Source organism: Arcicella sp. GW821-FHT09D11, from assembly GCF_059416265.1.
In genome coordinates this window covers 1-25896 of sequence record NZ_JBWKOV010000013.1, presented here as the reverse complement: position 1 = coordinate 25896, position 25896 = coordinate 1, and the positions used below count along the sequence as shown (strand labels likewise).

Genomic DNA, 25896 nt, shown 5'->3' with positions numbered 1-25896 from the left:
CTTAAGTCTATCATGAAATACCTGTGAACTATTTTTATAGCCATATCGGTTAACTCTATAGATTAAACATTTTTTGTAATTTAAGGCTTAATTAATACCCATTTCCCTAAAACATACATTATGAATATTGCTATTATTGCCACATCGCCCAGAAAAAACAGTAACTCATTACGCTTTTCTAAATATCTTCAAAAAGTACTCTATACAGAAGGTTTTGAGTCAACCACGGTGGTAGATTTCCATCATTTTGATATTCCTTCAGTAGGAAGAGGAATAATTAACAAAGATGAATTAACTCCTTTTCAAAGCGAATTGATTGGTGCTTGGGAAAAAGCCGATTTAGTTTTTTTTGTAAGTCCAGAGTATAATTGGACGGTAAACGGAGATTTATTAAATGCTTTACACCAATTAGGCTCAAAGGATTTTATGCACCTTTTTGATAACAAAGTATTTGCTTTGGCAGGGGTTTCGAATGGACGTGGTGGAAAAATACCTTGTTTAGAATTGACAACCGTTATTAATAAAATCATCAATTTCACGCATCAATATTCAGTGGTTTCTCCAAGGATTTATGAATCGCATGAAACATCATCAAATTTAGATGAGCATTCTGAATCAACAGGTAATAAAATCTATGAATTTACGGTAAAGTCTTTTGTTGAATACGCCGTGGCAGTAGCGCAGAGGTGGGTAAAATAGTTGTGATTGAGTTAGTTTTTAGTTGTGAGTTAGTGAATTGTGAGTTAGGTTTTTAATTGTAAGTTAGTGATTGAACAATTTAAAATGAGCTTCGTCCTAAATGAATTATCCCCAAATTATTTTACTTTTTTTTAATCACTAACTCACAACTCACTAACTCACAACTAAAAACTAACTGTATCTATCATTCCTCCAAGGGTAAGCGGTGTTTGAATAGCCTCTTTCTTCCCAAAAGCCTAGTTTGTTTTTAGGCATAAACTCTATTCTCTTTATCCATTTAGAGCCTTTCCAAGCATATAATTGTGGAGTAATCATTCGTAATGGTCCTCCGTGCTCTACAGCCAAAGGTTGCCCATCTACGGTATGCACCAACAATACATCTGGTTTTAAGGCTTCTTCTAATGACACATTCGTTGTATAAGTATCATAGCCATAACACATTATGTGCGTGGCAGTTTCTTTGGGTTGTACTAAGGTCGCTAAATCCAACAAGCGTACGCCTTTCCATACCATATCTAATTTAGACCAAGTAGTTACACAGTGAAAATCTGAGACATCCTCCGTTTGTGGCAAAGCCATAAAATCATCCCATGTTAATATCAATGGTTTTTCTACTTCGCCATCAATAATTAATCGCCATTTGTCTAAGGGGATTTTCGGTTGATACCCCAAGTCTAGTACAGGCCATTTAACAGTTAGGGTTTGCCCAACTGGCGTATTTGGCATACCGTGCCTATTAATAGGCCCCTTTCCTTGAGGTTTGGAATCAGCCATTGAAGGCGTCGCTTTCATTTTTTCTTCAAAACGAGCTTTCAATTTCATTCTAGCCTCGATGATACGGTCGAGCTTATCGTCTTGATGTTGTTCATTTTCCATGTTAGTATTTTTTCAGCCTTTAGCTTTTAGTCTATTTTTTACCTGCAGATTTACGCTGAAATCTTACGGAGATAACGAAGATTTTTAATTTATCACAACTCTAAATTTGCGCAAATCAGCGGTTTCAAATCTTTGAAATCTGCGGGTAAAATATCTCCCGCAGATTTATGCTGAAATCTTACGGAGATAACGGGGATTTTTTAATTTCTCACAACTTTAAATCAGCGGTTTCAAATCTTTGAAATCTGCGGGTTAAAATATCACCCGCAGATTTTCTACTACAAAAGTATAATCACAATTTACGCTATATTGTTTCTTCGGCATTAATTTTTAACCAAAAAAATGCACCAATAATTACAATAACTCCTAGTAGTAATACAGGAAAATTATACCCAAAATTGGTTGCTAAATAGCCGAAACTTACCGTATTTAAATAAGCAACTAATAATCCTGCCGAATTCATTGCCCCTGAAATAGACCCACTTCTTTTTCCTCCAATATCCATTGAAACAGCCCAAGCTACTGGCGCAGTAACATCCATAAAAGCCATACCTAATGAAAGCAAGACGATAGCAATAGTATTATTAACTGTAAGCGCCGAGATAATTAAAAATATGCCAGAAATACCCATGCCAACCATCGGAACAATTCTTCGTCCCCATTTCTTACCATACTTTTTTACTAAAATATCGCTAATAAAACCACCCATAAAACAACCAAAAGCCGCCAATAAAAAAGCGATAGAACTGATATATTTTAGTTGGTCTTCGCTGACCCCTCTACCTTGTTGTAAGTATTTAGGTAGCCATGTTTGAAAGAAATAAATGCCTGTTGCATAGCAAGCGTACATTCCCATCAAAAACCATAAGTTTTTACTTTTCAGAAAATTTCTGAAGGGTACTTTATCGGCATGATTATCTAATTGACGCTTCGCTAAGATTTCATCTAATTCATCCTTTGAAATATCTTTTGTCTGAGTAGGGTCTTCTTTATGCCAAAAGTACCAGAAAATCACCCAAATTACGCCTACAAAACCTAATACATAAAATGATGCCTCCCAACCATAATGCTGTTGAATCGGAATCACCACTAGCGGTGTTAAACCCGCCCCTAAACGCGAAGCACCCCAAATGATGGCTTGGGCTTGTCCACGTTCGTTAGCAGGAAACCATTTTGCCAAGGCAATAGCAATATTAGGGTATGCACCAGCTTCGCCGATGCCAAACAAAAACCTAATACCAAGGAGCATGACAAAGCCCGTAGAGAAACCCGTTAATACCGTAAAAAACGACCACCAAAGTACTACCCTAATCAAAACCGATTTTGCTCCAATTTTATCACCCAATAAACCTGTAGGAACTTCAAAAAGGGCATAGGCTAAGGTAAATGAGCCCAAAATCCAACCCCATTGTACGGGCGAAAGTCCTAGTTCTTTAGTGATTCGCTCTCCTGCTGTAGAAAATGCAATACGGTCTAGAAAAGTAATGACAGATAAAATAGCAAGTACTAACAGTACTTGGTGACGTTTTTTCATTATTAAAAGGGTTTATTTAGATGGTTAAAGATAAGTAATAGTTATGGATTATAATTTCAAAAAGCTGATATACACTATAATTATGCTGTTCAATTTATTGAATATTCATCAACGCGACATACGTTTCAAGCCCGTTCCATAGGTTTTGTATTCTGATATTTTCATTTTCAGCATGCTGATTATTATCATGATTGGCAATAGGAACAGTAATGGTAGTAGTTGACAAGTATTTACCAAACAAATACAAAGGTAAACTTCCACCTGAGCTTGGCATCAACACGATATCCTCTTTAGAAGTACTCTGCACAGCTTTAATGATAAGTTGAGCGATTGGCAAATCCATTTTAGCTCGTTGTGCATTGTATCCATCTTTAGCTTGCACACGAGCAATAAGCGGATATTTTAATCGCTCTTCGTCAGTTATACTTTCGTTGGTAGTGACATAATAGCCCTGTGATTTAATATGATTAATGAGTTTTTGTACTTGTCGCTGAGCATCATTTCCTAATACCAGGCGTAAGTCTAAAGCAGCCGTAGCTGAAGTGGGAATAATATTGGCTACCATTTTACCTACATTGGCACTAGCTATCCCGTTGATATTTAAAGAAGGTAAACTAATTAATTCTGCTAGTGACTTACCTTCGCCTTCGGCACGCACAAAACCCAGTTCATTTTTCATTTGTTCGTCGGGCGGAGGGATATTGGCTAATGCTTGTTTTTCTAAGGCTGTTAAAGGCGTAACATCATCATAAAAATCCTTGATTAATACTTTCCCTTTTTCATCCTTCATAGATGCTAATAGATTCACTAATAAGTTAGCAGGATTAGGAGCCCAGTTGCCATAATGCCCACTATGAAGTGGACGCTTTGAGGCATATACTTTTACCTCCACATTTACATCCCCACGTACTCCAAACACAACCTGTTTGCGTCCAGATTGATGTACTGGTCCATCACAAATTACCCAGAGGTCGGCTTTGAGTTTATCTTTATGCTTATCTAAAATTTCTTCCAAGTGTGTCGACCCTGCTTCTTCTTCCCCTTCAAAAAAGAATTTCAAATTAATTTTCGGACTAATGCCCATTTTACTCATGGCTTGATAGGCAGATAGGATGGTAAAAACGCCTGCTTTGTCATCAGAAGCACTGCGGCCATAAATTCGCCATTCAGGGTTAATACTTTCTGTGGCTTTGGGTGTAGGAATGATTGTCCCGCCCTTTTCTAAAGAGCCATTTAAGAAAACAGCTTCAAAAGGTTTGATACCTTCTGCCCATTGGTTTGGGTTTACTGGCTGACCGTCGTAATGAGCATAGAAAACCAACGTTTTTGTAGCATTGGGCACAATTACTTCCCCAAAGATAGCAGGAGGAACGCCTTTGGTTTTGGCATCTAACTTTTGCGCTTTGATACCCCTTTCCTCCATCATTTTTACAATATAGTTAGCAGTTTTCTGAATCCCTACGGTATCATACACTACATTAGGAATAGACAGCAGTCCCATGAATTCATTCAAAAGACGATGCTCATTCGCTTTACGAAATTCACGTGTTTTTTCTACTAAAACATTTTGCGAGAAGGCAGACAAAAGGGAGAGGCTGAGTATGATAAGTAAAAAATAGCGTTTCATGGAGGAAGTATGGATTTTAGTTTACCCAAACTTACATTTTGCAACGCATAAAACAAAATTGAGGAGAGGAGGTTGGATGATAGAGATTAGGTTTTAGACTTGAGGATAAAGGACTTTAGGACTGGAGGAGAGTGGATTTTAGACGTTAGACAAAAGACTTTAGGACTGGAGGAGGTTGGGATTTTAAACCGTGTTATGTGGCACACAGAACACAAAGGTAAATGTTCATATCGATGCTTTTATCAACCCCAATAGTCAAGTGTTGTGTTCTGTGTGCCACATAACACGGTTTAAAATCCCAACCTCCTCCAGTCCTAAAGTCCTTTATCATCAATTCTAAAAAAATAAAAAGCCGAGATAATTATCTCGGCTTTCATTTCACTATCAAACAAACCTGTAAACTACTAAATAAGATTGTTTTTAGCCAAATACTCTACAATTTGCACAGCGTTAGTAGCAGCACCTTTACGAAGGTTATCCGCTACAATCCACATATTGATGGTATTAGGTTGGGTTTCATCACGACGGATACGTCCAACAAAAACCTCATCCTTACCATGTGCATTAATAGGCATTGGATATACAAAATTCTTAGGGTCATCCTGTAAGATTACACCCTCTTCATTTGCTAAAATATTTTTTACTTCTTCTACGTCGAAGTCGTTTTCAAATTCAACATTTACTGCTTCAGAGTGTCCACCAATCGTTGGAATACGCACTGTAGTAGCTGTTACCGCGATAGAATCATCCAACATGATTTTCTTGGTTTCATTCACCATTTTCATTTCTTCTTTGGTATAACCATTATCCAAGAATGAATCAATGTGTGGTAAAACGTTCAAATCAATTTTGTGTGGATATACCGCAGGTACATCTGTACGACCTTCACGTTCTGCAAATAATTGGTCAACTGCCGCTTTGCCCGTTCCTGTTACTGATTGGTACGTAGACACAACAACACGCTTGATTTTATATTTTTTGTGTAAAGGGTTCAACACTACAACCATCTGAATTGTAGAACAATTCGGGTTAGCAATGATTTTATCTTCTGATGTTAATGTAAACGCATTAATTTCTGGTACTACTAGTTTTTTAGTAGGGTCCATTCTCCAAGCTGAAGAATTATCTACTACTGTAATCCCTGCCGCTGCAAATTTCGGAGCTAATTCCAAAGATGTACCACCACCTGCCGAGAAAATCGCCACGTTTGGTTTCATCTTAATAGCATCATCAAAACCAACAACGGTGTACTGTTTACCCTTAAATTCTACCTGTTTACCTACTGAACGCTCAGAGGCAACTGGGATGATTTCTGTTACTGGGAAGTTACGTTCCGCTAACACTTTAAGGATTTCGCCACCGACCAAACCTGTGGCTCCGACTACTGCTACTTTCATTTTAAAAATTGATTATTAATTGATTATATAAAAAAATACTTAAAAATTATGCTTTAATCCAACCCCCACTATCGCCTGATGATCAGGTGTTGTCTGTACATTTAGCCCGATTTCGTTATTACGGATAACCTCATTATAACGATTAATCGCATTAGATAAATGCATATTTGCTTTTACATTTAAATAAGTCGAAATCAATAAAGTAGTGCCGACTGTTGACCAATAAAAACCGCTGGATACTTTATCTCTGTTAAAAACTGTATAAAGCGAAACCCCCGCAGGAATAATATTGATTAGCTTAACTAGCTTTTGTTGTTGTTTGTAAGTCAGGAACTCCACATTTACTTTGGGGTCTCTGGCTTGCAACAAGGGTATTTGTAAAGCCGATGCATTGTCGATAATCTGTCTATCGTAAATAAATTTTACGCCAAACAATTGTCGTTTAACTGAAATCGGATACAAAGTTCTTTTTTCTTCCTGAGCAAAGGTTTTAAAACCTATACATAACAAAAAGCATATTAAAATCTTAGTTTTCATGGCTTCTTTCGTGCGATTTATCTTTCAAAAAAATCACATCGTTGAGTAGTCGTCAGAATCATTGAAATTTAATTTCCTTTGAAAGTCAGGGAAAATAAAAAGTTTGCAAAATTACTTGATAAAGTTGGAAGAGAAAAGGAATCTGCTGGGAATAGTAGAGTAAATTTGTAGGAATTCTTGTTTTTTATTGAAATTTTACTTTTAACTGAACGAATATAGTCTATTTGGACTAATACAGTAATTGATTTTAACATCAAATTCATTCACATCCTCAATGCTGTCAATGGGGTCTTCTAAGCATAAGCCAATTGAGATAAGCTCGGGAGAACATTGCTTAAGAAACCTATCGTAAAAACCTTTACCATAGCCCACACGGTTGCCTGCTTTATCAAAAATCAATAGCGGAACGATTACCATTGAGATATCAATAGGCAAAATGGGAATAGTTGGAATAGGTTCTGGAATACCCCATTTGTTTTCAACCAATTGACTTTTATCATATAAATAATGTTCCATCTCGTTGGTTTCAGGAATACTTTTTGGCACCACTAATTGTACGTGAGGAAATTCCTGCTGAATGCTATCAATGATCAGAAAAGTATTGATTTCATGATGCCTGATAATGGGTAGAAATATATGAAGGTATTCAATCGTAGAAAGATTGAAATGCTGAAAGAACAAATCGCAAATAGCTTGACTCTTTTCGGTGATACTTTCCTGACTGAGTGCTTTTCGTCGAGCTAAATAATGTTTCCTGAGAGTAGATTTGTTCATGCTGATTTTAGATTAAAGTATCATTTACAGCATCTCTCACCCAAACACCATTGTTATCTACGGTTAGCGTTACTTCTCTACCACAAGGCATTGCCCAGTTGGCTGGTTCATGTCCGACAGGGAAATCATAACATACTGGGAAATTATATTCAGCAACGGCATCCTCGATAATCTGATTAGCTGTTTTTCCGAATTGTACTTCGTTGTCTTCTAAGTCAGAAAAATGTCCTACAATCAAACCAGCCAAGGATTTTAATTTCCCTGAACGTTTTAGCTGAATCATCATACGGTCGATGCTGTATAAATATTCACCTACGTCTTCCAAAAACAAAATTTTTTCTGTCGTATCAATATCAGAGTTTGAGCCAATGATATGGGTCAACATTGCTAAATTACCCCCTACTAATTGCCCCTTGGCAGTACCCACTTTGTTTAATGCATTCGCAGGAATATGATAATCAAGGGGTTCGCCAAAAAGTACTTTTCTGAGGGTCTCTAACGAATATTCACCGCCATCTTGCATAAATAATTTAAGCATGGTGGCGTGAATACTTTCAATATTTAGGTTATGGATGTGGCAAAGCACCGCAGTAATATCTGAAAACCCAACAACCCATTTGGGGTGTTGAATAAATTGTGTGAAGTCTATGCTATCTAATAACCGTGAGCTACCATAGCCACCTCTGGCGGAAATAATAGCTTTGATATTGGGGTCATCTAGCATCATCTGGAAATCATTAGCCCTGATTTCATCAGTTCCTGCAAATTGATGATACTTACTAGTCAACGAAGTACCCAAAACTACATTCAACCCCCATACCTTTTCTATTACCTCAATGGCAGGTTTTATTAATTCAAAATCTACTTTGCATGCCAATGCTACTAGGCCAACAGTATCTCCTTTTTGTAATGCTTTTGGTTGAATCATTTTAATATTTATAAAGACGAGTTCATAAGCATGAACCCTTTAATTTTTGTTTTATATCCAGCATTATAGCTCACTTGATAGAGGCACATCCTGAATATCTGATAATTTACGCAAGTCTAGCGTTACTACTCCAGCTCCTGGAACATCGCTAAACATAGGAAGGAATTTTGCACCGACTACTACTTCACGCGCATGAAAAGAAGTACGCGAATTTACTGTTTGATTATAAGTCTCTTCTGTAGCTTTGAGCAATACTAAAAACTCAGCATCACTCGATAGCAAATCCTCTTTAGTCAATCCAAATAGCGGACTATCTTCTGTAATTGGATGCACGATTGTCCAATTAGTCGGAAAGAAATTCACTTTGCTTCGTTCTAATTTCAGTCCATAGAATCTCCTTACTTTTTTCCCATGACCTTCATTTCTTAGCATTGATACCGCTAGTTCAACTTGCAAATCGATTAATTGATTACTTTGCTCATTCACAATCCTAAACATAAAGCCCGTAATATCCAGATAAGGCGCAATAATAGCTTTGTCGGAATATAATACTCTAGCGACTGGTCTTGAAAAACGACCATACAGTAAACTAGTAGCCAAGGCAAAAATCAATAAGCCTAATAGCGATTCAATAGCCGCGATGGTGCTTGCCCAAAAACCAATGGGTGCAATTCTTCCATAGCCAACCGTGGTTAGTGTTTGAGAAGAAAAGAAGAAGGCATCCATAAAGCCCGAGCCTTTGGTGGTTAAATCCACACCCTGTAGATGTTCAATCCCTACGGCTTGATAGAGGCAGGCAAATATAAAATTCAATATTAAGTAAAAGGCAACAATGAGGATAAAAAAACGTTTCCATGAACAGATAATAAGCTCATTAAATATATTATAACGTCCCCAAAAATTACCACCAATTCTTTTAACATTAAAACTACCATCTTTATTGAGGAGCCTAGTGTCAGGGTCAGTAATTTGAGAGCCAAAGCCTAAATCTCTACGTTTTTCTTCAGCCTCAACAAGTTTACTTTTTTTGTGTCGAAGTATAGCCATGAATTTATTTGAAGTCAAAAATAGTTAAAGATAATGAGTGAAAATAAAACAGTTGACCGTTTAATCAAAAATCTTTGTAAGGAAAACAAACCTTTTGTAAATTGCTAAGGTAATAGAAAAGCTATTTAGCTAAAATCTGGAAGGACTAGAGACAATCTTTCAGAAAGTTGGACGTCGGATTCAATAAAATATCTTAAAGTATAGTATAATTAAAATTACTTTATCCAATTATCTTTGCTAAAAAGGAGAAAACCGTTTTAGATAAAAATCTCACAGAGCAAGACCAACTTATAAAACATGAAAAACATATTCTTTACATTTCTTATATCCTTGATAGCATTTGCTGGAAATGCACAAATCGCTGCTAATACAGCACCCAACACTAGCCTTATCACTAAAGCAAACAAAGCCAAAATCAATTGGATGACTTTGGAGGAAGCGTATGCCGCTACCCAAAAAGAGCCAAGAAAAATTTTGGTGGATGTCTATACAGGCTGGTGCGGTTGGTGCAAGGTGATGGATCAAAAAACTTTTACGGATGAAAAAGTAGCTGAATTTGTCAATCAAAAATATTATGCTGTAAAACTAGATGCTGAAATGAAAGATACCATCAGAATTGGCAAACAACAATATATCTGGGAAAATGGTTACAATCAGGCAGGAGTTGCTCTTTTACAAGGAAAGATGAGTTTCCCGACGATTGTGTATTTAGATGAGCAATTTAATATGATTCAGCCCGTGGCAGGTTATCAAGAAGCTCAGCAGTTTCATCAAATAGTTACTTTTTTTGGAGATAATCATTACCGTAAAGGAAATTGGGAAAAATATCAAAAAGAGATATATCCCCAACAGTACAGTCTGAATAATAAGTAATTATTTAAAGGCTATCAATAATAGGCATTAATAGGGACTTATTCTTATTTTAAATATGTTAGAGTTTGTCAAGTTTTTTTGTAAATTCCACTATTATTTCCTATTTCACAACAGACAAAATGAAAATAAACCTTTACGTTTTTCTTATTCTAATCCTTATTACTTCAACAGCTGCATTTCAACCTTTAGGAAATGAAGATGAAGAATTAATAGAAACATTCAGGCGAATCAACGATGAAGTAGTAGCCAATAGTAGGGCTTACGAAACATTGGGAGATGCTTGTAAAACAATTGGACACCGCCTTACGGGTAGTGCAAATGGTAAAAGAGCTGAAGAATACACTTATAATTTATTAAAATCTTATGGTTTTAAAGATGTAAAATATCAGCCATTTCAAGTAGAGGCTTGGTCAAGAGATACCGTGACGTTAGCAATTGCCCCTAAAAAAAGTGATAACTTTCATGACATAGAAGTAGTTTCATTGGCAATGACACCCGTTGAAGCCAAAGTAACCGCCGAACTTGTGGATGTAGGGAATGGATTAGAACCAGATTTTCAAGCCGTAAAAGACCAATTAACAGGAAAAATAGCGTTAGTAAACCTCGGATTGTTAGCCCCCTTTAAAGGAACTCGTAATTTACACCGTTCTGAAAAAACAGCCCTAGCCATGCAATATGGTGCAGCAGGAGTTATTTTTGTCAATACCGTAAAAGGAAATGTATTGCTAACGGGCACAGCTTCGGTTACTGGAAGTTTAATCGCGATTCCAGCAGTTTGTGTGTCATTAGAGAGTGGCATCAAAATCCGTTCTTGGATGAGTGAACAACCCAACTTGATGGGCGTAATAGATATGAAGAACTTTAGTAAAATGATTAAAGCTCGAAATGTTATCGCTACCATCAAAGGAGACAATAAAAAATACCGTGACGAAAAAATAGTAATTGGTGGACACCTCGATTCTTGGGATTTGGCTACTGGTGCGTTGGATAATGGCATAGGTTCGTTTTCTATTTTAGATATTGCCCGTACTTTCAAAGCATTAAATCTAAAACCTAAAAGAACGATTGAGTTTGTCATGTTTATGGGTGAAGAAGAAGGTTTGCTGGGGTCAAAAGCGATGATTGAGAGAAGTAAGCGTAATAACTCTTTAGAGAAAGTGGTGTTTATGTTCAACCTCGATATGGCTAATAATGCGAATGGATTTAATACGGCAGGAAGAGACGAAATGGTATCATTGTTTACAAAAATAGGAGAGTGTATGCAAAAGGCAGTACCCGAATATAAAAACAATGTTATCAACCAAGCAGGACTTCATTCAGACCATCAAAGCTTTATGTTGGAAGGAATACCGACGGCATCTCCGATTGGAGGAATCTCGCCAGATGCGGTAGGATGTTATCATGCCAATTGCGACCGCTTTGATTTGATTAACAAGAATGAAATGGTTAATACCGTAAGGTACACAGCAATGATGTTGTATGGAATCGCCAATGTGGATAAGGTGCCAGCGAAGAAATTAGATTTTTACTCGACAAGAGATTTTTTTATAAAACAAAACCTGAAAAAAGAGTTAGAGCTTGGTAGAGAATGGCGATGGGGAGCAGAAGAATAATAGTATATTCAACTGATTTTCAAGACAAATAATACGGGCTATTTAGTAATTAATTAATCCTTAATAATAATTTATAATATGGATTTTTTTCATCATAATATTGAAATTTCATCTGAGACAAAAGACAATATCATTAAAGTGATTGGTGTCGGCGGAGGAGGAAGTAATGCTGTTAGTCACATGTTCGAAATGGGGATTGATGACGTCGATTTTGTAGTGTGTAATACCGACTTACAGGCCCTGAATGATAATAAAGTTCCTGTAAAACTGCAATTAGGCGAAATTTTGACAGAAGGACTTGGTGCTGGAACAGAACCAGAACAAGGACGACTAGCAGCGCTGGAAAGTGAAGCTCAGATTAAAGCATTACTACAACCAAGTACCAGAATGGTCTTTATTACGGCTGGTATGGGTGGAGGAACAGGAACAGGAGCAGCACCAGAAATTGCGAGAATAGCCAAAGAATTGGATATACTAACAGTGGCGATTGTAACAGCTCCGTATTCATGGGAAGGTACAGAGAAAATTGAAGCCGCCAACCGAGGAATTGCTGAATTACAACGTACTTGTGATACTGTTTTGGTAGTATTGAACGATAAATTATTAGAGATTTATGAAGATTTAAACATCTTAGAAGCCTTTGAACATGCAGATGATGTATTGGCCAATGCTGCCAAATCAGTAGCGGAAGTAATTACAAAATCTGGTAAGATAAATGCTGACTTTAAGGATGTTAAAAAAGTATTAAGCAATGCTGGGCAAGCTGTAATGAGTACGGCTACTGCTAAAGGACCAAACAGAGCTAAAGAGGTTATTGAGAAAGCCCTTGATTCACCGCTATTAAACAACCGTGATATTAAAGGTGCGAAACGTGTATTAGTAACGATTGCTACAAGTGACCAAAAAGTAATGGCGGTAAAAGAGCAAACAGCTATTACTGCCCATATCATGGAGGCTATCGGAAATTCACCTGCTGGATTTAAACTCGGTTTTATCATTGACAATAACTTGGGTGATGATATGAGCATCACGGTAATAGCAGCTGGGTTTGATTTACCAGATGGACCCGTGCGTACGCCTTTGAAACAACCAGTTAACGGGAATCATGCTAAAAAAGGAGTTAAAGTAGAACCTGTATCTTTACAGCCTTCAAATATTGTGGAAGATGAAGAGTATAAAGAAGATGAGGACGAAGTAATAGAAGAAGAAAAACAACCTATTAAGCATGTTTTTCCTCCGAGAGAAGATGATACCCCAAGATTGCGAAAAATGATTGAAGATTTTGCAACAAAAATGCCATCTGATTCTGAGGATTTTGATACGCCAGCTTTTCAGCGTTATAATATCAAATTATTAGATATTTCTGAAATCCTTGAACTTGATTATCAGTCACATTCTTTATAATTGAAGCATATAGCTTATCGTTATCAATCCCGCAAGCAATTCAAAATACTTGTGGGATTTTTATTAAACAATATTCAACTATCATTACAATTAATTAGTCGATGAAAAATTTCATTTTATTATTCTTAATGTGCCTTGTATTTACTAAAAGTAATGCTCAGGATAAAATAAAAGACCTTACTACCCAAAGACAAACATTATATCAAAAATACAAGGAATCAGAAAACCTATCAACAGGGCTTTTTGGCAATCGTTCTAAAGATGATATGCAAAAGACGATAGATGCGCTCAATGAAATTATTGATAAAGACAATGAAATCCTAAATGAATACCAAAGTCAGCAATCCAATGCTACTGCTGCTTTCACTGAAAAATACAATGAACTGATTCAGCAAAATAATGACCTCACTCAAAAGAATCATGATTTAGTAGAATTGACAGAAAGACATAAGGGTTTTTCAAAAGAGAATCATCAAATGTTAGAAGAAATAGAAAAATACCAAGGCGTATATATCGCTTTGTTGGGGCTATCGTTGGTAGTCGCGATTGTATTTGTAATCAAATATTTCGGCTTGAAAAATAAAGTAAAAGAAGCAGAGAGGCAATAATCGAAGTTAAAGGATTACTACTTATAAAAATACGACATCCTGAATGATTTTTTCTCCTACTTCTTTATTGATAAGCTCAACGATTTTATTTTTTGCCATCAATAATTCATTTCGAAGCGGAGCGGAATCTAATTGAATAAACAATTTTCCGTCTTTAATATAAATTTGGGTTGTTCTTGAGGCAATCGGAGAACCCATGATTTTTTCCCAATAAGCAACGATATAAGTTTCGTTAAACTTAGAACGAATTTTATACAGCTCAAGCATATCCTCTATGGCATCCTTTAACGAGGATGCTCCTGTTTTTCTACGAACATTTTCTTTATTATAATGATATACCTTCGACATACACTTTTGGGGATACTGCAAGATGATTGAATCAAAGTTACGGTATTTGTTATTTTAAATGTTAATTATTTAGACCATCTCACTTTAAAATTCATAAAAAACTATAAAATGCCTAGTCTTTTTTTATATATCCAAGTACGAAATAGCCAGTTAAATATCAAATATACTAATACTTTCATTGATTTTGTAAAGCTATCAAACCCATCAGTAATAGTTTATGATATTGATAATTTTTCTGATAATTTAACGATTCAGTATGCTATTAAATTAATAAAAGATTCGCCAAAAATACTTGTTTTTCTGGATGCCGAAGAAGGAAGTAGCCTCAAACAATTGATGGCATTATTGACTAATTTATTAGATAAATCAGAAAGTATTAGGGTACTTATAAACGGAGAAAATGAACGCCTTGAAAAAATGATAAGTATTTTAGACTACCAGAAAATCAGAGAAAATACTCATGGAATAGTCTTGCTAGAATCAATACTTAAGGAGTTTTTATAAAAAAAAGACAATCATTGAAAAGTTATATACATTCTTTGTAAAGTTAAATTCTTGAAATAGTCCTGCAAATATGTTTTAAAATGCATGTATTTATTGTTATAGTACAATACATAGGTTTTGTTGAATATTTTTTTAAAAAAACTTCATATACGTGGTATGATAATTAAAAGATTTTTGTGTTAGTTTTGTCATTACCTAAAACAAGTTATTTCAAAAGAATCTTTTGTATTTAGGTTATTTTCATTATTTTTATTTTAAAATTCACCTAAAACTGTTTTTTAACTTAAACCCAAAAATTACCAAACTAATGAGTACACAAGCAAAAACTCCAGCTGCTAAACCAGCAGCACCAGCTCAAAAAAAATCAGGCGGCATTTCAGCTGGCTTGGTTATTTTAATTCTTTTTGTTATTGCCCAATTATTTTTCCGTTTTGTAATGGGAGATGGATCTCGTTTTGAAGGTGGAACGAACGCAGGTCACCCACACCAAGGAGATTATCTTGCTCTTGCATTTAAAGGTGGTGATATCGTACCAATCCTTTTAACTTGTTTCTTGACAGCTTTGACATTCTCTATCGAGCGTCTAATTACAATTAGTAAAGCAAAAGGTAGCGGTGATGTTAATGCATTCGTTCGCAAAATTCAGGCTCTTCTTGACAAAGATGATACTGATGCAGCTTTGAAAGAATGTGACAAACAAAAAGGTTCAGTAGGAAACGTTACTTTAGCTGCTGTTAAAAAATACAAGCAGTTGACAAGTGATGGTTCTTTGGACAAAGAACAAAAATTAGCTGCTCTTAGCAAAGAAGTTGAAGAAGCTACTTCATTGGAATTGCCAATGTTAGAGAAAAACTTAACTATCATTGCAACGTTAGCTTCAGTTTCTACGCTAATCGGTCTTTTAGGAACAGTAGTTGGTATGATTAAAGCGTTCTCGGCTTTAGGTAACTCAGGAGGATCAACAGATTCAACTGCATTAGCAAACGGTATCTCTGAAGCCCTTATCAACACGGCATTAGGTATTGGTACTTCAGCAGTTTGTATCATTGCTTATAACTTCTTTACGTCTAAAATTGACGAATTAACTTACAGCGTTGATGAAATTGGTTTGAGCATTAACCAAAACTACGCAACTCACCATAATTAATAGTTATGTGTTAAGCGCTAAGTGTTATAGGTTAACCTTATAACTCATATCAAACAACTTATAACTAAACAAGATTATGCCAAAAGTTAAAGCAAAACGACAAAGTGTTTCTCTAGACATGACAGCGATGTGCGATGTGGCGTTCTTGTTACTTACTTTCTTCATGCTTACTGCAAAGTTTAAACCTGAAGAAGCCGTAACAATCGTTCCTCCGTCATCTATTTCAGAGAAAACAATAACTGGCGAAAAAGGAATTCTTACTATTTCAGTAAGTCCAGAAGGTGGTATTTATTTAGGAACAGACGACAAAGCTGCTAAGGATTATATGTTGGAAAGAATGGCAAACCGCCTATCTGTTCCAGTATCTGCGGAAATGAAGAAGAACTATGACGCTTCAGAAATCGTAGGTTATCCAGCAGGCGCTATGCGTCAGGTTTTAAGTGTAAAGCCATCAGATGCGAAAGCAAAAGGATATTTGAAAGGTATTCCTTGCGATTCAGCCAATAATGAACTTTTCCTTTGGGTTAGTTATGCAAAAATTTCTAATCCAGGATTAAAGGTAGCTATTAAAGGTGATGCTAACTCAAACTATAAAGTGTTCAACCAAGTAGTTGGTACTTTACAGGAACAGAATATTAACACATTCCAATTGGTTACATCTCCTGAAGGTAAGCCTCAATAGATTTTATTTAGTTGTACTCAGTAGTTTTAACCCTGCCTCTCTTTGAAAGGCAGGGTCTTATAAAGCTAAAACTCTCTGAGTATCATTAACTACCAACAATTAAAACCCCAATACAATGGCAGAAATAAGTCAAGACGGTGGGGGCAAAAAAGGCGGTAAGAAACGCGCAAAGAAAGCGTCAACCAAAATTGACATGACTCCCATGGTTGATTTGGGTTTCTTATTGATTACCTTTTTTATGTTAACCACGACGTTAGCAAAGCCCGTAGTAATGCAGTTGAATATGCCTGATAAAACGGAAAAGGATGATAAATCAGAAGTTAAAATGTCTGAAACCTTAACTGTTATGCCTGATGCCGAGAAAGTATATTACTATCAAGGTTTGCCAACAGAAGCATCAACTCAACTTCAGAAAACAAATTATTCTAAAGACGGAATTAGAACTGTTTTGTTCGATTACAAAAGACGAATCGGTGATAATTTTACGATTGTTATTAAAGCTACTAAAGGAGCTAAATACAAGAACATGGTAGATTTGCTAGACGAATGTGCTATTACAAGTAACAAGCGTTATGCAATCCTTGAAATAGATCCAGATTCTGAGAAGCTAATCAAAAAATCGGGTCTTTAATAAAAAATCACAATAAAACTAAAAAAATAGTTGATAATATTTTGAAAACTAAATTAATAGTTTTATCTTAGTTCAATGAAAATTTAATTTGAAAGGTTTTGATTCAAATTAAGAAACATTAACAGTATTAACATCAGGAATTATGTCAAACGTAATAAGCCCAAATGCAACGTTGGATGACATTATTTTTAAGAATAAGAACAAAGAATATGGTGCTTATATCTTAAGAAAATCTTATCCAAAAGTGGTTTCACGTTCTTTGATAATTGGTATAGCGTCGGTTTCAGCTCTTTTTGCATTATCATTTATTTATAATAAAATCAATGAAGAATTAGCAAAAACTAAAACTGAGGTTACAGCTGAAGTAATGAAAATTGATCAGCCACCACCAGAGAATAAAACTCCACCACCACCACCACCACCACCGCCGCCACCACCACCAAAAGAATTACCAAAGGTGACGACGACAAAATTCTTACCTCCTGAAATCAAAAAGGATGAAGAGGTAACAAAACCTGAACCACCACCAGAAGAAGTAAAAGGTAATACTGCTTCTGAAACCGTAAAAGGAGAAACTGAAGATGCTGGCCCGCCAGTAGATCCAGATGCAAGAGGTACTGCGCCAGAAGCACCAGTTGAACCACCAAAGCCAAAAGAGGAAGAAATCTTTACTGCGGTAGAACAACAAGCTGAATTCCCAGGGGGTATGGCTGCATTTGCTAAATTCTTGCAGAAAAACTTGAAATACCCAGCAGCAGCGCAACGTGCTAACGTTTCTGGAAAAGTATATATCCAATTCGTTGTAAATACTGATGGTAGTATCCAAAACGTAGATGTACTTAAATCAGTAGGTTTTGGTTGTGATGAAGAAGCTGTTAGAGTAATTAAATCTGTACCGAAATGGACACCAGGTAAACAGTCTGGTCGTGCAGTACGTTCAAGATTTACAGTACCAATTAGCTTCGTGCTATCTGAATAATTATATTATTTAGCATTAAGATACAATGAAAACCTGTCAGGAAACTGGCAGGTTTCATTTTTCAATAGGAATCTGTTTTTGTTTTTTTCTATGGGAAATGTATCAAATAGGGTTGTGATTATCGTTTTATATTAAATATCAAAAGATGTCCGGTAGAATTTTTGTACTTGTTAATGTATTAATGGCCCTTTCATACGCTGTGATAGGATTGCTTTTGGTACTTAACCCTGAATCAGCTTTTGCGCAGATGATGTTGCCTTCTTCCTTGTATGTATATGCTTTGGGTGCATTGCTTATCATATATGGCATTTTTAGAGCATGGAGAGTTTACACCAAATTGAAAGATGAAGACGACGATGATAATGAGGAGTATTCATATTATGACGAGAAGAAATAAACAATCACAAAAACCATGAAAACTATATTAAATCTATCTTATTCGATTCTACTAACCGCTACTTTGTTTTCTTGTGGAAAAAACACAGGAAAAGATGGTAAAGAATTAGATGGCCCTGCAAAAGGAGAAATTACTGTTGCTGTTGATGAGTCTTTTCAACCCATCATGCAAGCCGAAAAAATGGCTTTTGAACAGACTTTCCCCTATACAAAAATCAATTTAGTGTATAAACAAGAAGGAGAAGCAGTAGCAATGTTATTAAATGATAAAGCTAGAGTAGCTGTAATAACACGAGAACTGACCGATAAAGAGAAGACAGTTTATACAGATGAGAAAATTACTTATAGGAGTTTTAAATTTGCAGGTGATGCCTTAGCCCTCATTACTAATAAAGATAATCGTGATAGTATGATTACTGTTAACGATTTGGCAAGTGTTATGAAAGGGGAAAAAAAGAAATGGTCTCAGATTAGCAAAAATGGTTCAAGTGAAGATATAGTATTGGTTTTTGATGGAGCAAGCTCTAGTAATTTAACGTTTTTAGTAGAAAAATTTGGAATAGATAAGAAAGAAAAAGTTTCTTTCTTTGCCACAAAGTCGAACAAGGAGGTAATAGAATATGTAAAAACGCATAAAAATGCGATGGGTGTAATTGGTACTAATTGGATTAGTGATGGTGATGACCCCGCGTCTTTAGGTTTTATCAAAGACATTAATGTGATGTCAGTTTCAGAGAAAAACAGTACTAATCCAGAAGATTATTATCAGCCATTTGGGTATAATCTTGCTTTGAAAAGGTATCCATTAATTCGTCAAATTAAATTAATCTTAAAAGAGCCTTATATGGGGCTTGGAACAGGTTTTATCAATTATATGTGTCTTGAACAAGGGCAATTAATTGTATTGAAAGGAGGGCTTTTACCACTTACAAAACCACTACAGATTAGGCAAGTAAAAATGGACTAAACTAAGGTGGCATAATATTTTAAGAATTATTAAAATATAGGAATAAACAAAATATTTTATTTGAATAGATTGCGAATAAAATTTTGAGTTATTGTAACAATTTTTTAATTTAATTTTATAATTTGTTACAAATTCAAAAGATATTTTGGAAATTTGTTTAATAAAAAGAATTACCTGATTTTAGATACTTACTTTTAATTACTTACAACTAAAACTTTAAAAAAAAATGGAAGTAAAGATTAAATCTCTGTTGGTGGCTGCAAGTTTGTTATTTGCCGTTGCGGTAAATGGGCAGACTGTTCAGCAAGGCTTGACGCAGTTGGACGGAGACCAGCCAATTAAAGCTAAAGCAACATTTACATCACTAGTATCGGCTAGCCCTACGGGTGAAAATTTATATTATTTAGGATACGCTCAATTACGTTCAGGAGAATTAAGTGAAGCAAAAGCAACATTTGAAAAAGGCCTTGCTGCAGACCCTAAACAACCGTTGAACTCAGTTGGTTTAGCAACTTTGTTATTAGCAAATAAAGACGGAGCAGGTGCAAAAGCTGCTTTTGATAAAATTTTGGCTGATACAAAGATGAAAAATGCTGAAGTGATTTTCCGTATTGCTGAAGCTTATACATTGTTTGAACATACAAATGACCCTGCGGAAGCTGTTCGTTTGATTGACTTGATTACTGAAAAAACTAAGAAACCTTTGACAGTTGATATGCAAATTGTAAAAGGAGATGCGTTTTTATTGAAAAATGATGGTGGCCCAGCGGCATCAGCTTATGAGCAATCTATCTTAATCAACAAAACAGCAAAAGCTTATGTTAAATTAGGTATTGTATATTTAAGAGGTAAAAACTATCAATATACAATCAATAACTATCAAACTGCTTATGAGACAGATTCATCTTATGCTCCATATTACAAGAGAATGGGTGAATACTATATTATTTTCAACCGTTATAAAGAAGCATCTAAATTCTTTAGAAAATATGTTGAAAGAGCAGAGGCTACTCCAGTAATCTTATTAGAAACAGCTAAATTATTATTCTTAGCGAAAGATTATGAAGGTGCTATGCAGTTTACAAAACAAGCAGAAGCAGGTGGTGCTAAAGATAATGATATCTTTAGAATGAAAGGTTATTCTAATATTGAATTGGGAACTCCACAATTGGGTATAGATAACTTAGAGCAAATGGTGAAAGCTGGTGTAAAACCATATTATTTGGATAATGTATATTTTGCAAAAGGATATCAAGGTTTAAAACAAGATTCTTTAGCCGTTGAATATTATTTGAAGGCAGCTCCTGAAGATACTATCAACAACCATTTCGCTACAATCTATACGATTGTGTATGGTCAGAAAAAATATGCAAAAGCAGCTGATTATGCTTTAAAGGCAATTGACTGGAAACAAAAGAAGAAAGCTCCAATGGCAAGTGCTGATTATTACAATGCTGCTATGGCTCTTTATTTTACAACAGCTTATACGCCACGTGAAGATTCATTAGGTAGATACAACACTGGTATGAAAGCAGATTCAATGTTTGCTAGTGCAATTGCAATCAATGATAAATTTGCTCCATTCTATTTGTTCCGTGCTAGAACTAACAACTATGTGGATTATACTGGCACAAAATGGTTGGCAGTACCACACTACGAAAAGTTCTTGTCAGTGGTTGATTTAGCAAAAGCTAATAAAGAACAATTGTACGAAGCATACAGATACCTAGTAGGATATCATGCAAACGTAACTAAAGACACAGCTAAAATTCAAGAGTATGTAGATAAAGCTGTTGCTATCAAACCTGAAGACCCAGATAAGTTAAAAGAGTTTTTAGCACCTGCTACAGGAACAGCGGCAACGCCAGCTAAGACTCCGAAAAAATAAAAATTTAAAATTTGTTTGATACAAAGCCCTGCCATTTGGTAGGGCTTTGTTAATTTTGAGGCATTCTAACAAAACAACAAACATGTACGCACTAATTACAGGAGCCAGCAAGGGAATCGGGAAAGAAATAGCCGTAGAATTGGCTAAACAAAAATATAATTTATTATTAGTGGCAAGGTCAGAAGGTTTGCTTCGTGAAGTAGCCATTGAAATTCATGAAAAATACGGCGTAACAGTAGATTATTTAGCCGTCGATTTAGCTGCGGTTGATGTTGCTAGAAAGGTATATGATTGGGTTGAACAAAAACAATACGAAGTAGCTATCTTGGTGAATAATGCAGGGTATGGTTCTGTAGGTAATTTTGATACCTATTCTATTGAACAAAATAGAGATATGATGAACCTAAACATGGCTACACTTACCGAGATGTGTCATGTGTTTTTGCCAATGCTGAAACGCCAAAGCAAAGCATATATCATGAATATTGCTAGCTCTACAGCCTACCAAGCTCTGCCAAAAATGGCGGTTTATGCGGCTACTAAAATATTTGTATTGAACTTTACAAGAGCATTAAAAGGTGAATTGAAAGGTTCTTCGGTATCTGTAACTTGTATTAGCCCGGGAGCAACGGATACAGGATTTAATGATAGAGCGGCTGTACCAGCTAAGGCTCGCAAGGCAGCTGAGAAAGTAGCGATGACTCCTGAACTGGTAGCAAAAATTTCTGTAGCAGCCATGTTTGCAGGGAAAACGGAAGTGATTCCGGGCTTAGTAAATAAGCTTGGAGCTTTCTTGGCTTGGCTTGCACCAAAATCGATTACTGAAAATGTAGCGGCTGGAATTTATCAATAAAAGATAAGAATGTCACTGGAAACTAGCTTTTCAGTGACATTAAATTTTCAAATTACCTTCGCCATCATAAGCTATTGCTCCATCAGCAATCATTTCACGAATGATGTCTTTGAATATTTGCATACTAGGTGGTTGCATAATCTGAGTAATTAACGGTAAGCTCATTGCCCCATTAGCCAAAAGCAGTTTTATTTTCTGTCGAGTATTATTGGTAAAATCTTCATCTTCTACCACTTGTTTATTACGCTTCTTTTTCTTCAGACAATTATCACAAATACCACAGGTTTCGTCAGTAATTTCATCGAAATATTCTAATAGAATTTGTGTACGGCACCTAATTTCATGCTGTACATAATGTGCTACTGCTTGGGCTTTTTGTAAGGCTTTTACTTTGCGATAATCAATGTCTTGTACTTGTAGCGGTAATGTTTTTGAATCAAACCGCGGAGTAAGGAAGGTAACTTGAGGTTTATCTTTTTGCCTATCGTAAATCACCAAATCAAATTTTTCTAAATTCGACAGCATCGTTTCAACCTCCTTCAAAGGTATTGAATAAGCTTTGGCAATGTTTACTTCAGAAATGGTTATGAAAGTACTGAAAAGTTCTCCCCCATACATCCTCAGCAATAGTTTAATAAAGGAGTCGTATTTAGGATTTCGTAGTTGAAAATCATATAACTGTCGGTTATCAACTTTAAAAGTAATTTTAGAAGGGCTATGAAATGAATCTGATAGCTGAATGAATCCTTCATTTTCAAGAACTTTTAAAGCAAAATAAGTTTCGGTAGGAGGGAGGTCAAAGCGTTTTTGGAATTCGAGCAAATCAAAATCAAAACTCGAAAATTCACCTGCACCCACCGCCAATTGAAAAAAGTTACCTAAACATTGATATACTTTTTTGACTAATTCAATTGGTGGATAATTCTGTAATATATTTTTCTCTAAACTTTCAATATCTTTTAGGTTAAAAAGGGCTACGCCATACGCCTTTTCGCCATCGCGTCCTGCTCTGCCAGCTTCCTGATAATAAGCCTCTAGGGTATCGGGCAAATCGATATGAATGACAGACCTAACGTCGGGCTTGTCGATACCCATGCCAAAGGCATTTGTTGCTACGATTGTCCTAACTTGATTTTTTATCCAGCGTTCTTGTCTTTTACTACGTTCATCAGCACTCAATCCTGCATGATAAAAAGTAGTATTGATATTGTTTTTATTTAATAAATCTGAAATTTCCTGTGTTCTTCGGCGATTGCGTACATATACTACAGACGAGCCTTGTACATTTTGCAAAATTTTGATAAGTCTCCTTTCTTTATCCTCTTCATTAAAGGCCGAGTAGGATAAGTTGTCACGAGCAAAGCTTTGTTGGAAAACGGATGGAGAATCCATTTCCAGCCGCATCAAAATCTCTTGCCGAACATCTTTCGTAGCAGTGGCAGTTAAGGCAATAAGAGGAACGTTGGGGATATTTTTTTTGAATTCAGCGATTTTCAGATAAGGTGGTCTGAAATCATGACCCCATTGCGAGATACAGTGGGCTTCGTCAATAGCCAACAGATTTACTTTCATCTGTTTGGCTCTTTCAATAAAAATAGTGGTTTGTAATCTTTCGGGCGAGACATATAAAAATTTAACATCGCCATAGATACAGTTATCTAAGGCAATATCAATTTGATTTTTATGCATTCCTGAAAAAATACCAATCGCCGAAATTTTTCTCTGCTTTAGCTGGTTTACTTGGTCTTGAATCAGCGCAATTAAGGGCGAAACCACGATGCAAATGCCATCATTCATCAATGCTGGGATTTGAAAACACAACGATTTCCCCCCACCCGTTGGCATTAATGCCAAGGTGTCTTTTCCATCCACTACCGATTGAATAATATCTTCTTGTAATGGTCGAAAGGAATCATAACCCCAATATTGCTTTAGTACTTCCTGTGCCGACATAGGTAATAAGTAGATTATTCAATAATATAATGTATCTATGACTATAGAACGAACATTGAAAAATATTTAAATAAATGTTCCTGCTAATAGCTCTTGTTTAATCGTTTTGATTCTCGAATTAAGGTTAATGTGTTCAAAGTCGATGCCTTCTACACAAATAGCCGTTAAAAAATCGTTGACTTCTGGCTGATGTGGCGTTTTCTTTCCTGTAATCACATCGATGTATTTAGAAGTTGTCCACAGTACTGCCTTTAAATGTGTACAATTTTCATCTGTCATGACAAACTCTGTAACCAATGTATCATCATTAAAATAAATAGCGGAAGAAATAATACCGATTCTCTCGCTTACTTTAGCAGAATTGACATAGGCTATTTGATGGTTATATACAACCCATGATGTTTTGTTGTGTTCAAAATAGTCGTTATAATCAAACTCATAGATAGTAGCAACTTGGTCTTCACGGGCGTTAAAGAAGTAATCAAAGTATTTCGCATTGTTTAAATGCTTCAAAGGGTCACAATCCTGAAACCTTATTACAGCTTTTGAATATAATTTTTTAGGATATTGTTTATCTGGCTTTAACGAGAACATTGTTTTTCTGTTTATTGACTGTTGATATGGAATGACTTTTTATACTTATTAAATATGTACAAAAGTAGCAATTCGTTACGAATTGTAAATATTAGCTAAAACAAGTACATTAGCAACACAATATATTGCGCCGACAAACATTAAGAAAGATAATCTTATAACCAAACGAATGACAAAAATATTATTAGTCGAAGACGACGATAGCCTAGGATTTGTAGTAAAAGACAATCTTGAACAAGAAGGATACACCATAGACCTTCAAACTGATGGGAAAGCTGGACAAAAGGCTTTTCAGAATAATCAATATGACATTTGTATTTTTGATGTAATGCTTCCTGAAATGGATGGTTTTTCGCTTGCAGAATTTGTAAGAGGTACAGGTAGCGATGTGCCTATTATTTTTTTAACAGCTAAATCACTAAAAGAAGATAGAATAAAAGGACTAAAACTGGGCGCTGACGATTACCTAACCAAACCATTTAGTATAGAAGAGCTTGTGCTAAGAATAGAAGCGATACTAAAAAGAACTGGAAAGAAAACTGGACAAGGAGTTAATCAAAGCGTGCATACTATAGGGAAATATACTTTTGATGTAAAGAATTTAAAACTCTTGTTTGAAAACGAAACTCAAGACCTTACGCACAGAGAAGCTGATCTATTAGCTTTTTTAGTGAATAATAAGAACGAGACGCTGTCGCGAGATAAAATTCTTATTGCCATTTGGGGTGACGACGATTATTTTAAAGGCAGAAGCCTTGATGTATTCATTACTCGTTTGAGAAAATACCTTAATAAAGACCAAAATATCAAACTAACCAATGTTCATGGAGTGGGTTTTCGCTTTGATGTCCCTTGATTTACTCAAATTTTATGCAAAAAGTCCGCTATTAAATAAAAGTTAATAGCGGACTTTTTGTTTTTACATAAGCTTAATATGTAGCAACAGATATTTGAAAAGAATTTTCTCAAATTTTTTTCATTTTTTTCATTGTCAATAACTTCTTGGTTTTCAGTGCAATTATGGTGGATGTTATGGA

General features: G+C 35.6%; 26 protein-coding genes. 15 read left to right on the top strand and 11 right to left on the bottom strand.

What is annotated here, in order from left to right; translation table 11 throughout:
• Window positions 1-120: 120 nt before the first annotated feature.
• Entirely contained in the window at window positions 121-699 is a 579-nt protein-coding gene (locus tag AC07N0_RS21785) for an NAD(P)H-dependent oxidoreductase (protein WP_492801333.1), read from the top strand.
• Between the two features lie 171 nt (window positions 700-870).
• Here AC07N0_RS21785 and AC07N0_RS21780 read toward each other — a convergent pair whose 3' ends face one another.
• The 8 genes from AC07N0_RS21780 to AC07N0_RS21745 form a co-directional block, all read right to left on the bottom strand.
• Window positions 871-1575, bottom strand: a complete 705-nt coding sequence (locus AC07N0_RS21780) for a sulfite oxidase-like oxidoreductase (protein ID WP_494590977.1) — start codon at window positions 1573-1575, stop codon at window positions 871-873.
• A 304-nt stretch (window positions 1576-1879) separates the two neighbouring features.
• Window positions 1880-3109, bottom strand: a complete 1230-nt coding sequence (locus AC07N0_RS21775; protein WP_494590976.1) for an MFS transporter — start codon at window positions 3107-3109, stop codon at window positions 1880-1882.
• 94 nt (window positions 3110-3203) lie between these two features.
• Complete coding sequence (locus AC07N0_RS21770) at window positions 3204-4736, bottom strand: M20/M25/M40 family metallo-hydrolase (RefSeq protein WP_494590975.1); 1533 nt, start codon at window positions 4734-4736, stop codon at window positions 3204-3206.
• 404 nt (window positions 4737-5140) lie between these two features.
• Window positions 5141-6133 (bottom strand): aspartate-semialdehyde dehydrogenase, encoded by a 993-nt coding sequence (locus tag AC07N0_RS21765; RefSeq protein WP_309924535.1) that lies wholly within the window; start codon window positions 6131-6133, stop codon window positions 5141-5143.
• A gap of 39 nt (window positions 6134-6172) precedes the next feature.
• Window positions 6173-6670, bottom strand: a complete 498-nt coding sequence (locus tag AC07N0_RS21760; RefSeq protein ID WP_494590974.1) for a hypothetical protein — start codon at window positions 6668-6670, stop codon at window positions 6173-6175.
• A gap of 201 nt (window positions 6671-6871) precedes the next feature.
• Window positions 6872-7444: a 5-formyltetrahydrofolate cyclo-ligase gene (locus tag AC07N0_RS21755; RefSeq protein ID WP_494590972.1), complete on the bottom strand. Its 573-nt coding sequence runs from the start codon at window positions 7442-7444 to the stop codon at window positions 6872-6874.
• A 7-nt stretch (window positions 7445-7451) separates the two neighbouring features.
• Complete coding sequence (locus AC07N0_RS21750) at window positions 7452-8372, bottom strand: S66 peptidase family protein (RefSeq protein ID WP_494590971.1); 921 nt, start codon at window positions 8370-8372, stop codon at window positions 7452-7454.
• Between the two features lie 63 nt (window positions 8373-8435).
• Window positions 8436-9419, bottom strand: coding sequence for an ion channel (locus AC07N0_RS21745; protein ID WP_494590970.1), 984 nt, complete (start codon window positions 9417-9419; stop codon window positions 8436-8438).
• Between the two features lie 297 nt (window positions 9420-9716).
• Here AC07N0_RS21745 and AC07N0_RS21740 point away from each other — a divergent pair, with 297 nt between their 5' ends.
• From AC07N0_RS21740 to AC07N0_RS21725, 4 genes are all read left to right on the top strand, one after another.
• Window positions 9717-10292: a thioredoxin family protein gene (locus AC07N0_RS21740; protein WP_494590969.1), complete on the top strand. Its 576-nt coding sequence runs from the start codon at window positions 9717-9719 to the stop codon at window positions 10290-10292.
• A 119-nt stretch (window positions 10293-10411) separates the two neighbouring features.
• Window positions 10412-11905 carry a M20/M25/M40 family metallo-hydrolase gene (locus AC07N0_RS21735; protein WP_492801342.1) on the top strand — a complete coding sequence of 498 codons (1494 nt, stop codon included), beginning with the start codon at window positions 10412-10414 and terminating at the stop codon, window positions 11903-11905.
• Between the two features lie 78 nt (window positions 11906-11983).
• The gene (gene ftsZ / locus AC07N0_RS21730) at window positions 11984-13309 is read left to right on the top strand and encodes a cell division protein FtsZ (protein WP_492801343.1); all 1326 of its coding nucleotides are present in this window, start codon (window positions 11984-11986) and stop codon (window positions 13307-13309) included.
• A 101-nt stretch (window positions 13310-13410) separates the two neighbouring features.
• Window positions 13411-13917 (top strand): hypothetical protein, encoded by a 507-nt coding sequence (locus tag AC07N0_RS21725; RefSeq protein WP_492801344.1) that lies wholly within the window; start codon window positions 13411-13413, stop codon window positions 13915-13917.
• Window positions 13918-13938: 21 nt separating this feature from the next.
• Here the strand turns inward: AC07N0_RS21725 and AC07N0_RS21720 are convergent, their stop codons facing one another.
• A complete protein-coding gene (locus AC07N0_RS21720; RefSeq protein ID WP_309924515.1) occupies window positions 13939-14265 on the bottom strand; it encodes a DciA family protein in 327 nt (108 codons plus the stop codon).
• 108 nt (window positions 14266-14373) lie between these two features.
• Between AC07N0_RS21720 and AC07N0_RS21715 the strand changes: the two genes are divergently transcribed.
• The 9 genes from AC07N0_RS21715 (at window position 14374) to AC07N0_RS21675 (ending at window position 22312) form a co-directional block, all read left to right on the top strand.
• Window positions 14374-14769 carry a hypothetical protein gene (locus AC07N0_RS21715; RefSeq protein WP_492801345.1) on the top strand — a complete coding sequence of 132 codons (396 nt, stop codon included), beginning with the start codon at window positions 14374-14376 and terminating at the stop codon, window positions 14767-14769.
• Between the two features lie 307 nt (window positions 14770-15076).
• Window positions 15077-15916, top strand: coding sequence for a MotA/TolQ/ExbB proton channel family protein (locus tag AC07N0_RS21710; RefSeq protein WP_323253843.1), 840 nt, complete (start codon window positions 15077-15079; stop codon window positions 15914-15916).
• 76 nt (window positions 15917-15992) lie between these two features.
• A complete protein-coding gene (locus tag AC07N0_RS21705) occupies window positions 15993-16598 on the top strand; it encodes an ExbD/TolR family protein (protein ID WP_323253841.1) in 606 nt (201 codons plus the stop codon).
• Window positions 16599-16713: 115 nt separating this feature from the next.
• Complete coding sequence (locus AC07N0_RS21700; RefSeq protein WP_323253839.1) at window positions 16714-17229, top strand: ExbD/TolR family protein; 516 nt, start codon at window positions 16714-16716, stop codon at window positions 17227-17229.
• A gap of 142 nt (window positions 17230-17371) precedes the next feature.
• A complete protein-coding gene (locus tag AC07N0_RS21695) occupies window positions 17372-18208 on the top strand; it encodes an energy transducer TonB (protein ID WP_492801346.1) in 837 nt (278 codons plus the stop codon).
• Between the two features lie 145 nt (window positions 18209-18353).
• A complete protein-coding gene (locus tag AC07N0_RS21690; protein WP_492801347.1) occupies window positions 18354-18605 on the top strand; it encodes a hypothetical protein in 252 nt (83 codons plus the stop codon).
• Between the two features lie 15 nt (window positions 18606-18620).
• Window positions 18621-19571, top strand: a complete 951-nt coding sequence (locus AC07N0_RS21685) for a PstS family phosphate ABC transporter substrate-binding protein (RefSeq protein ID WP_494590968.1) — start codon at window positions 18621-18623, stop codon at window positions 19569-19571.
• Window positions 19572-19797: 226 nt separating this feature from the next.
• Entirely contained in the window at window positions 19798-21459 is a 1662-nt protein-coding gene (locus AC07N0_RS21680; protein WP_494590967.1) for a tetratricopeptide repeat protein, read from the top strand.
• Window positions 21460-21541: 82 nt separating this feature from the next.
• Window positions 21542-22312, top strand: coding sequence for an SDR family NAD(P)-dependent oxidoreductase (locus AC07N0_RS21675; RefSeq protein ID WP_492801350.1), 771 nt, complete (start codon window positions 21542-21544; stop codon window positions 22310-22312).
• 39 nt (window positions 22313-22351) lie between these two features.
• Here the strand turns inward: AC07N0_RS21675 and AC07N0_RS21670 are convergent, their stop codons facing one another.
• Entirely contained in the window at window positions 22352-24265 is a 1914-nt protein-coding gene (locus AC07N0_RS21670) for a RecQ family ATP-dependent DNA helicase (RefSeq protein ID WP_494590966.1), read from the bottom strand.
• A gap of 66 nt (window positions 24266-24331) precedes the next feature.
• A complete protein-coding gene (locus AC07N0_RS21665; protein WP_494590965.1) occupies window positions 24332-24859 on the bottom strand; it encodes an acyl-CoA thioesterase in 528 nt (175 codons plus the stop codon).
• 169 nt (window positions 24860-25028) lie between these two features.
• Between AC07N0_RS21665 and AC07N0_RS21660 the strand changes: the two genes are divergently transcribed.
• Window positions 25029-25715: a response regulator transcription factor gene (locus tag AC07N0_RS21660; protein WP_492801353.1), complete on the top strand. Its 687-nt coding sequence runs from the start codon at window positions 25029-25031 to the stop codon at window positions 25713-25715.
• Window positions 25716-25896: the final 181 nt, after the last annotated feature.

Excerpts from the sequence above, each read along its gene's own strand:
- AC07N0_RS21785 (WP_492801333.1), top strand. The coding sequence starts at position 121 with ATGAATATTGCTATTATTGCCACATCGCCCAGAAAAAACAGTAACTCA.
- AC07N0_RS21780 (WP_494590977.1), bottom strand. The coding sequence starts at position 1,575 with ATGGAAAATGAACAACATCAAGACGATAAGCTCGACCGTATCATCGAG.
- AC07N0_RS21775 (WP_494590976.1), bottom strand. The coding sequence starts at position 3,109 with ATGAAAAAACGTCACCAAGTACTGTTAGTACTTGCTATTTTATCTGTC.
- AC07N0_RS21770 (WP_494590975.1), bottom strand. The coding sequence starts at position 4,736 with ATGAAACGCTATTTTTTACTTATCATACTCAGCCTCTCCCTTTTGTCT.
- AC07N0_RS21765 (WP_309924535.1), bottom strand. The coding sequence starts at position 6,133 with ATGAAAGTAGCAGTAGTCGGAGCCACAGGTTTGGTCGGTGGCGAAATC.
- AC07N0_RS21760 (WP_494590974.1), bottom strand. The coding sequence starts at position 6,670 with ATGAAAACTAAGATTTTAATATGCTTTTTGTTATGTATAGGTTTTAAA.
- AC07N0_RS21755 (WP_494590972.1), bottom strand. The coding sequence starts at position 7,444 with ATGAACAAATCTACTCTCAGGAAACATTATTTAGCTCGACGAAAAGCA.
- AC07N0_RS21750 (WP_494590971.1), bottom strand. The coding sequence starts at position 8,372 with ATGATTCAACCAAAAGCATTACAAAAAGGAGATACTGTTGGCCTAGTA.
- AC07N0_RS21745 (WP_494590970.1), bottom strand. The coding sequence starts at position 9,419 with ATGGCTATACTTCGACACAAAAAAAGTAAACTTGTTGAGGCTGAAGAA.
- AC07N0_RS21740 (WP_494590969.1), top strand. The coding sequence starts at position 9,717 with ATGAAAAACATATTCTTTACATTTCTTATATCCTTGATAGCATTTGCT.
- AC07N0_RS21735 (WP_492801342.1), top strand. The coding sequence starts at position 10,412 with ATGAAAATAAACCTTTACGTTTTTCTTATTCTAATCCTTATTACTTCA.
- ftsZ (WP_492801343.1), top strand. The coding sequence starts at position 11,984 with ATGGATTTTTTTCATCATAATATTGAAATTTCATCTGAGACAAAAGAC.
- AC07N0_RS21725 (WP_492801344.1), top strand. The coding sequence starts at position 13,411 with ATGAAAAATTTCATTTTATTATTCTTAATGTGCCTTGTATTTACTAAA.
- AC07N0_RS21720 (WP_309924515.1), bottom strand. The coding sequence starts at position 14,265 with ATGTCGAAGGTATATCATTATAATAAAGAAAATGTTCGTAGAAAAACA.
- AC07N0_RS21715 (WP_492801345.1), top strand. The coding sequence starts at position 14,374 with ATGCCTAGTCTTTTTTTATATATCCAAGTACGAAATAGCCAGTTAAAT.
- AC07N0_RS21710 (WP_323253843.1), top strand. The coding sequence starts at position 15,077 with ATGAGTACACAAGCAAAAACTCCAGCTGCTAAACCAGCAGCACCAGCT.
- AC07N0_RS21705 (WP_323253841.1), top strand. The coding sequence starts at position 15,993 with ATGCCAAAAGTTAAAGCAAAACGACAAAGTGTTTCTCTAGACATGACA.
- AC07N0_RS21700 (WP_323253839.1), top strand. The coding sequence starts at position 16,714 with ATGGCAGAAATAAGTCAAGACGGTGGGGGCAAAAAAGGCGGTAAGAAA.
- AC07N0_RS21695 (WP_492801346.1), top strand. The coding sequence starts at position 17,372 with ATGTCAAACGTAATAAGCCCAAATGCAACGTTGGATGACATTATTTTT.
- AC07N0_RS21690 (WP_492801347.1), top strand. The coding sequence starts at position 18,354 with ATGTCCGGTAGAATTTTTGTACTTGTTAATGTATTAATGGCCCTTTCA.
- AC07N0_RS21685 (WP_494590968.1), top strand. The coding sequence starts at position 18,621 with ATGAAAACTATATTAAATCTATCTTATTCGATTCTACTAACCGCTACT.
- AC07N0_RS21680 (WP_494590967.1), top strand. The coding sequence starts at position 19,798 with ATGGAAGTAAAGATTAAATCTCTGTTGGTGGCTGCAAGTTTGTTATTT.
- AC07N0_RS21675 (WP_492801350.1), top strand. The coding sequence starts at position 21,542 with ATGTACGCACTAATTACAGGAGCCAGCAAGGGAATCGGGAAAGAAATA.
- AC07N0_RS21670 (WP_494590966.1), bottom strand. The coding sequence starts at position 24,265 with ATGTCGGCACAGGAAGTACTAAAGCAATATTGGGGTTATGATTCCTTT.
- AC07N0_RS21665 (WP_494590965.1), bottom strand. The coding sequence starts at position 24,859 with ATGTTCTCGTTAAAGCCAGATAAACAATATCCTAAAAAATTATATTCA.
- AC07N0_RS21660 (WP_492801353.1), top strand. The coding sequence starts at position 25,029 with ATGACAAAAATATTATTAGTCGAAGACGACGATAGCCTAGGATTTGTA.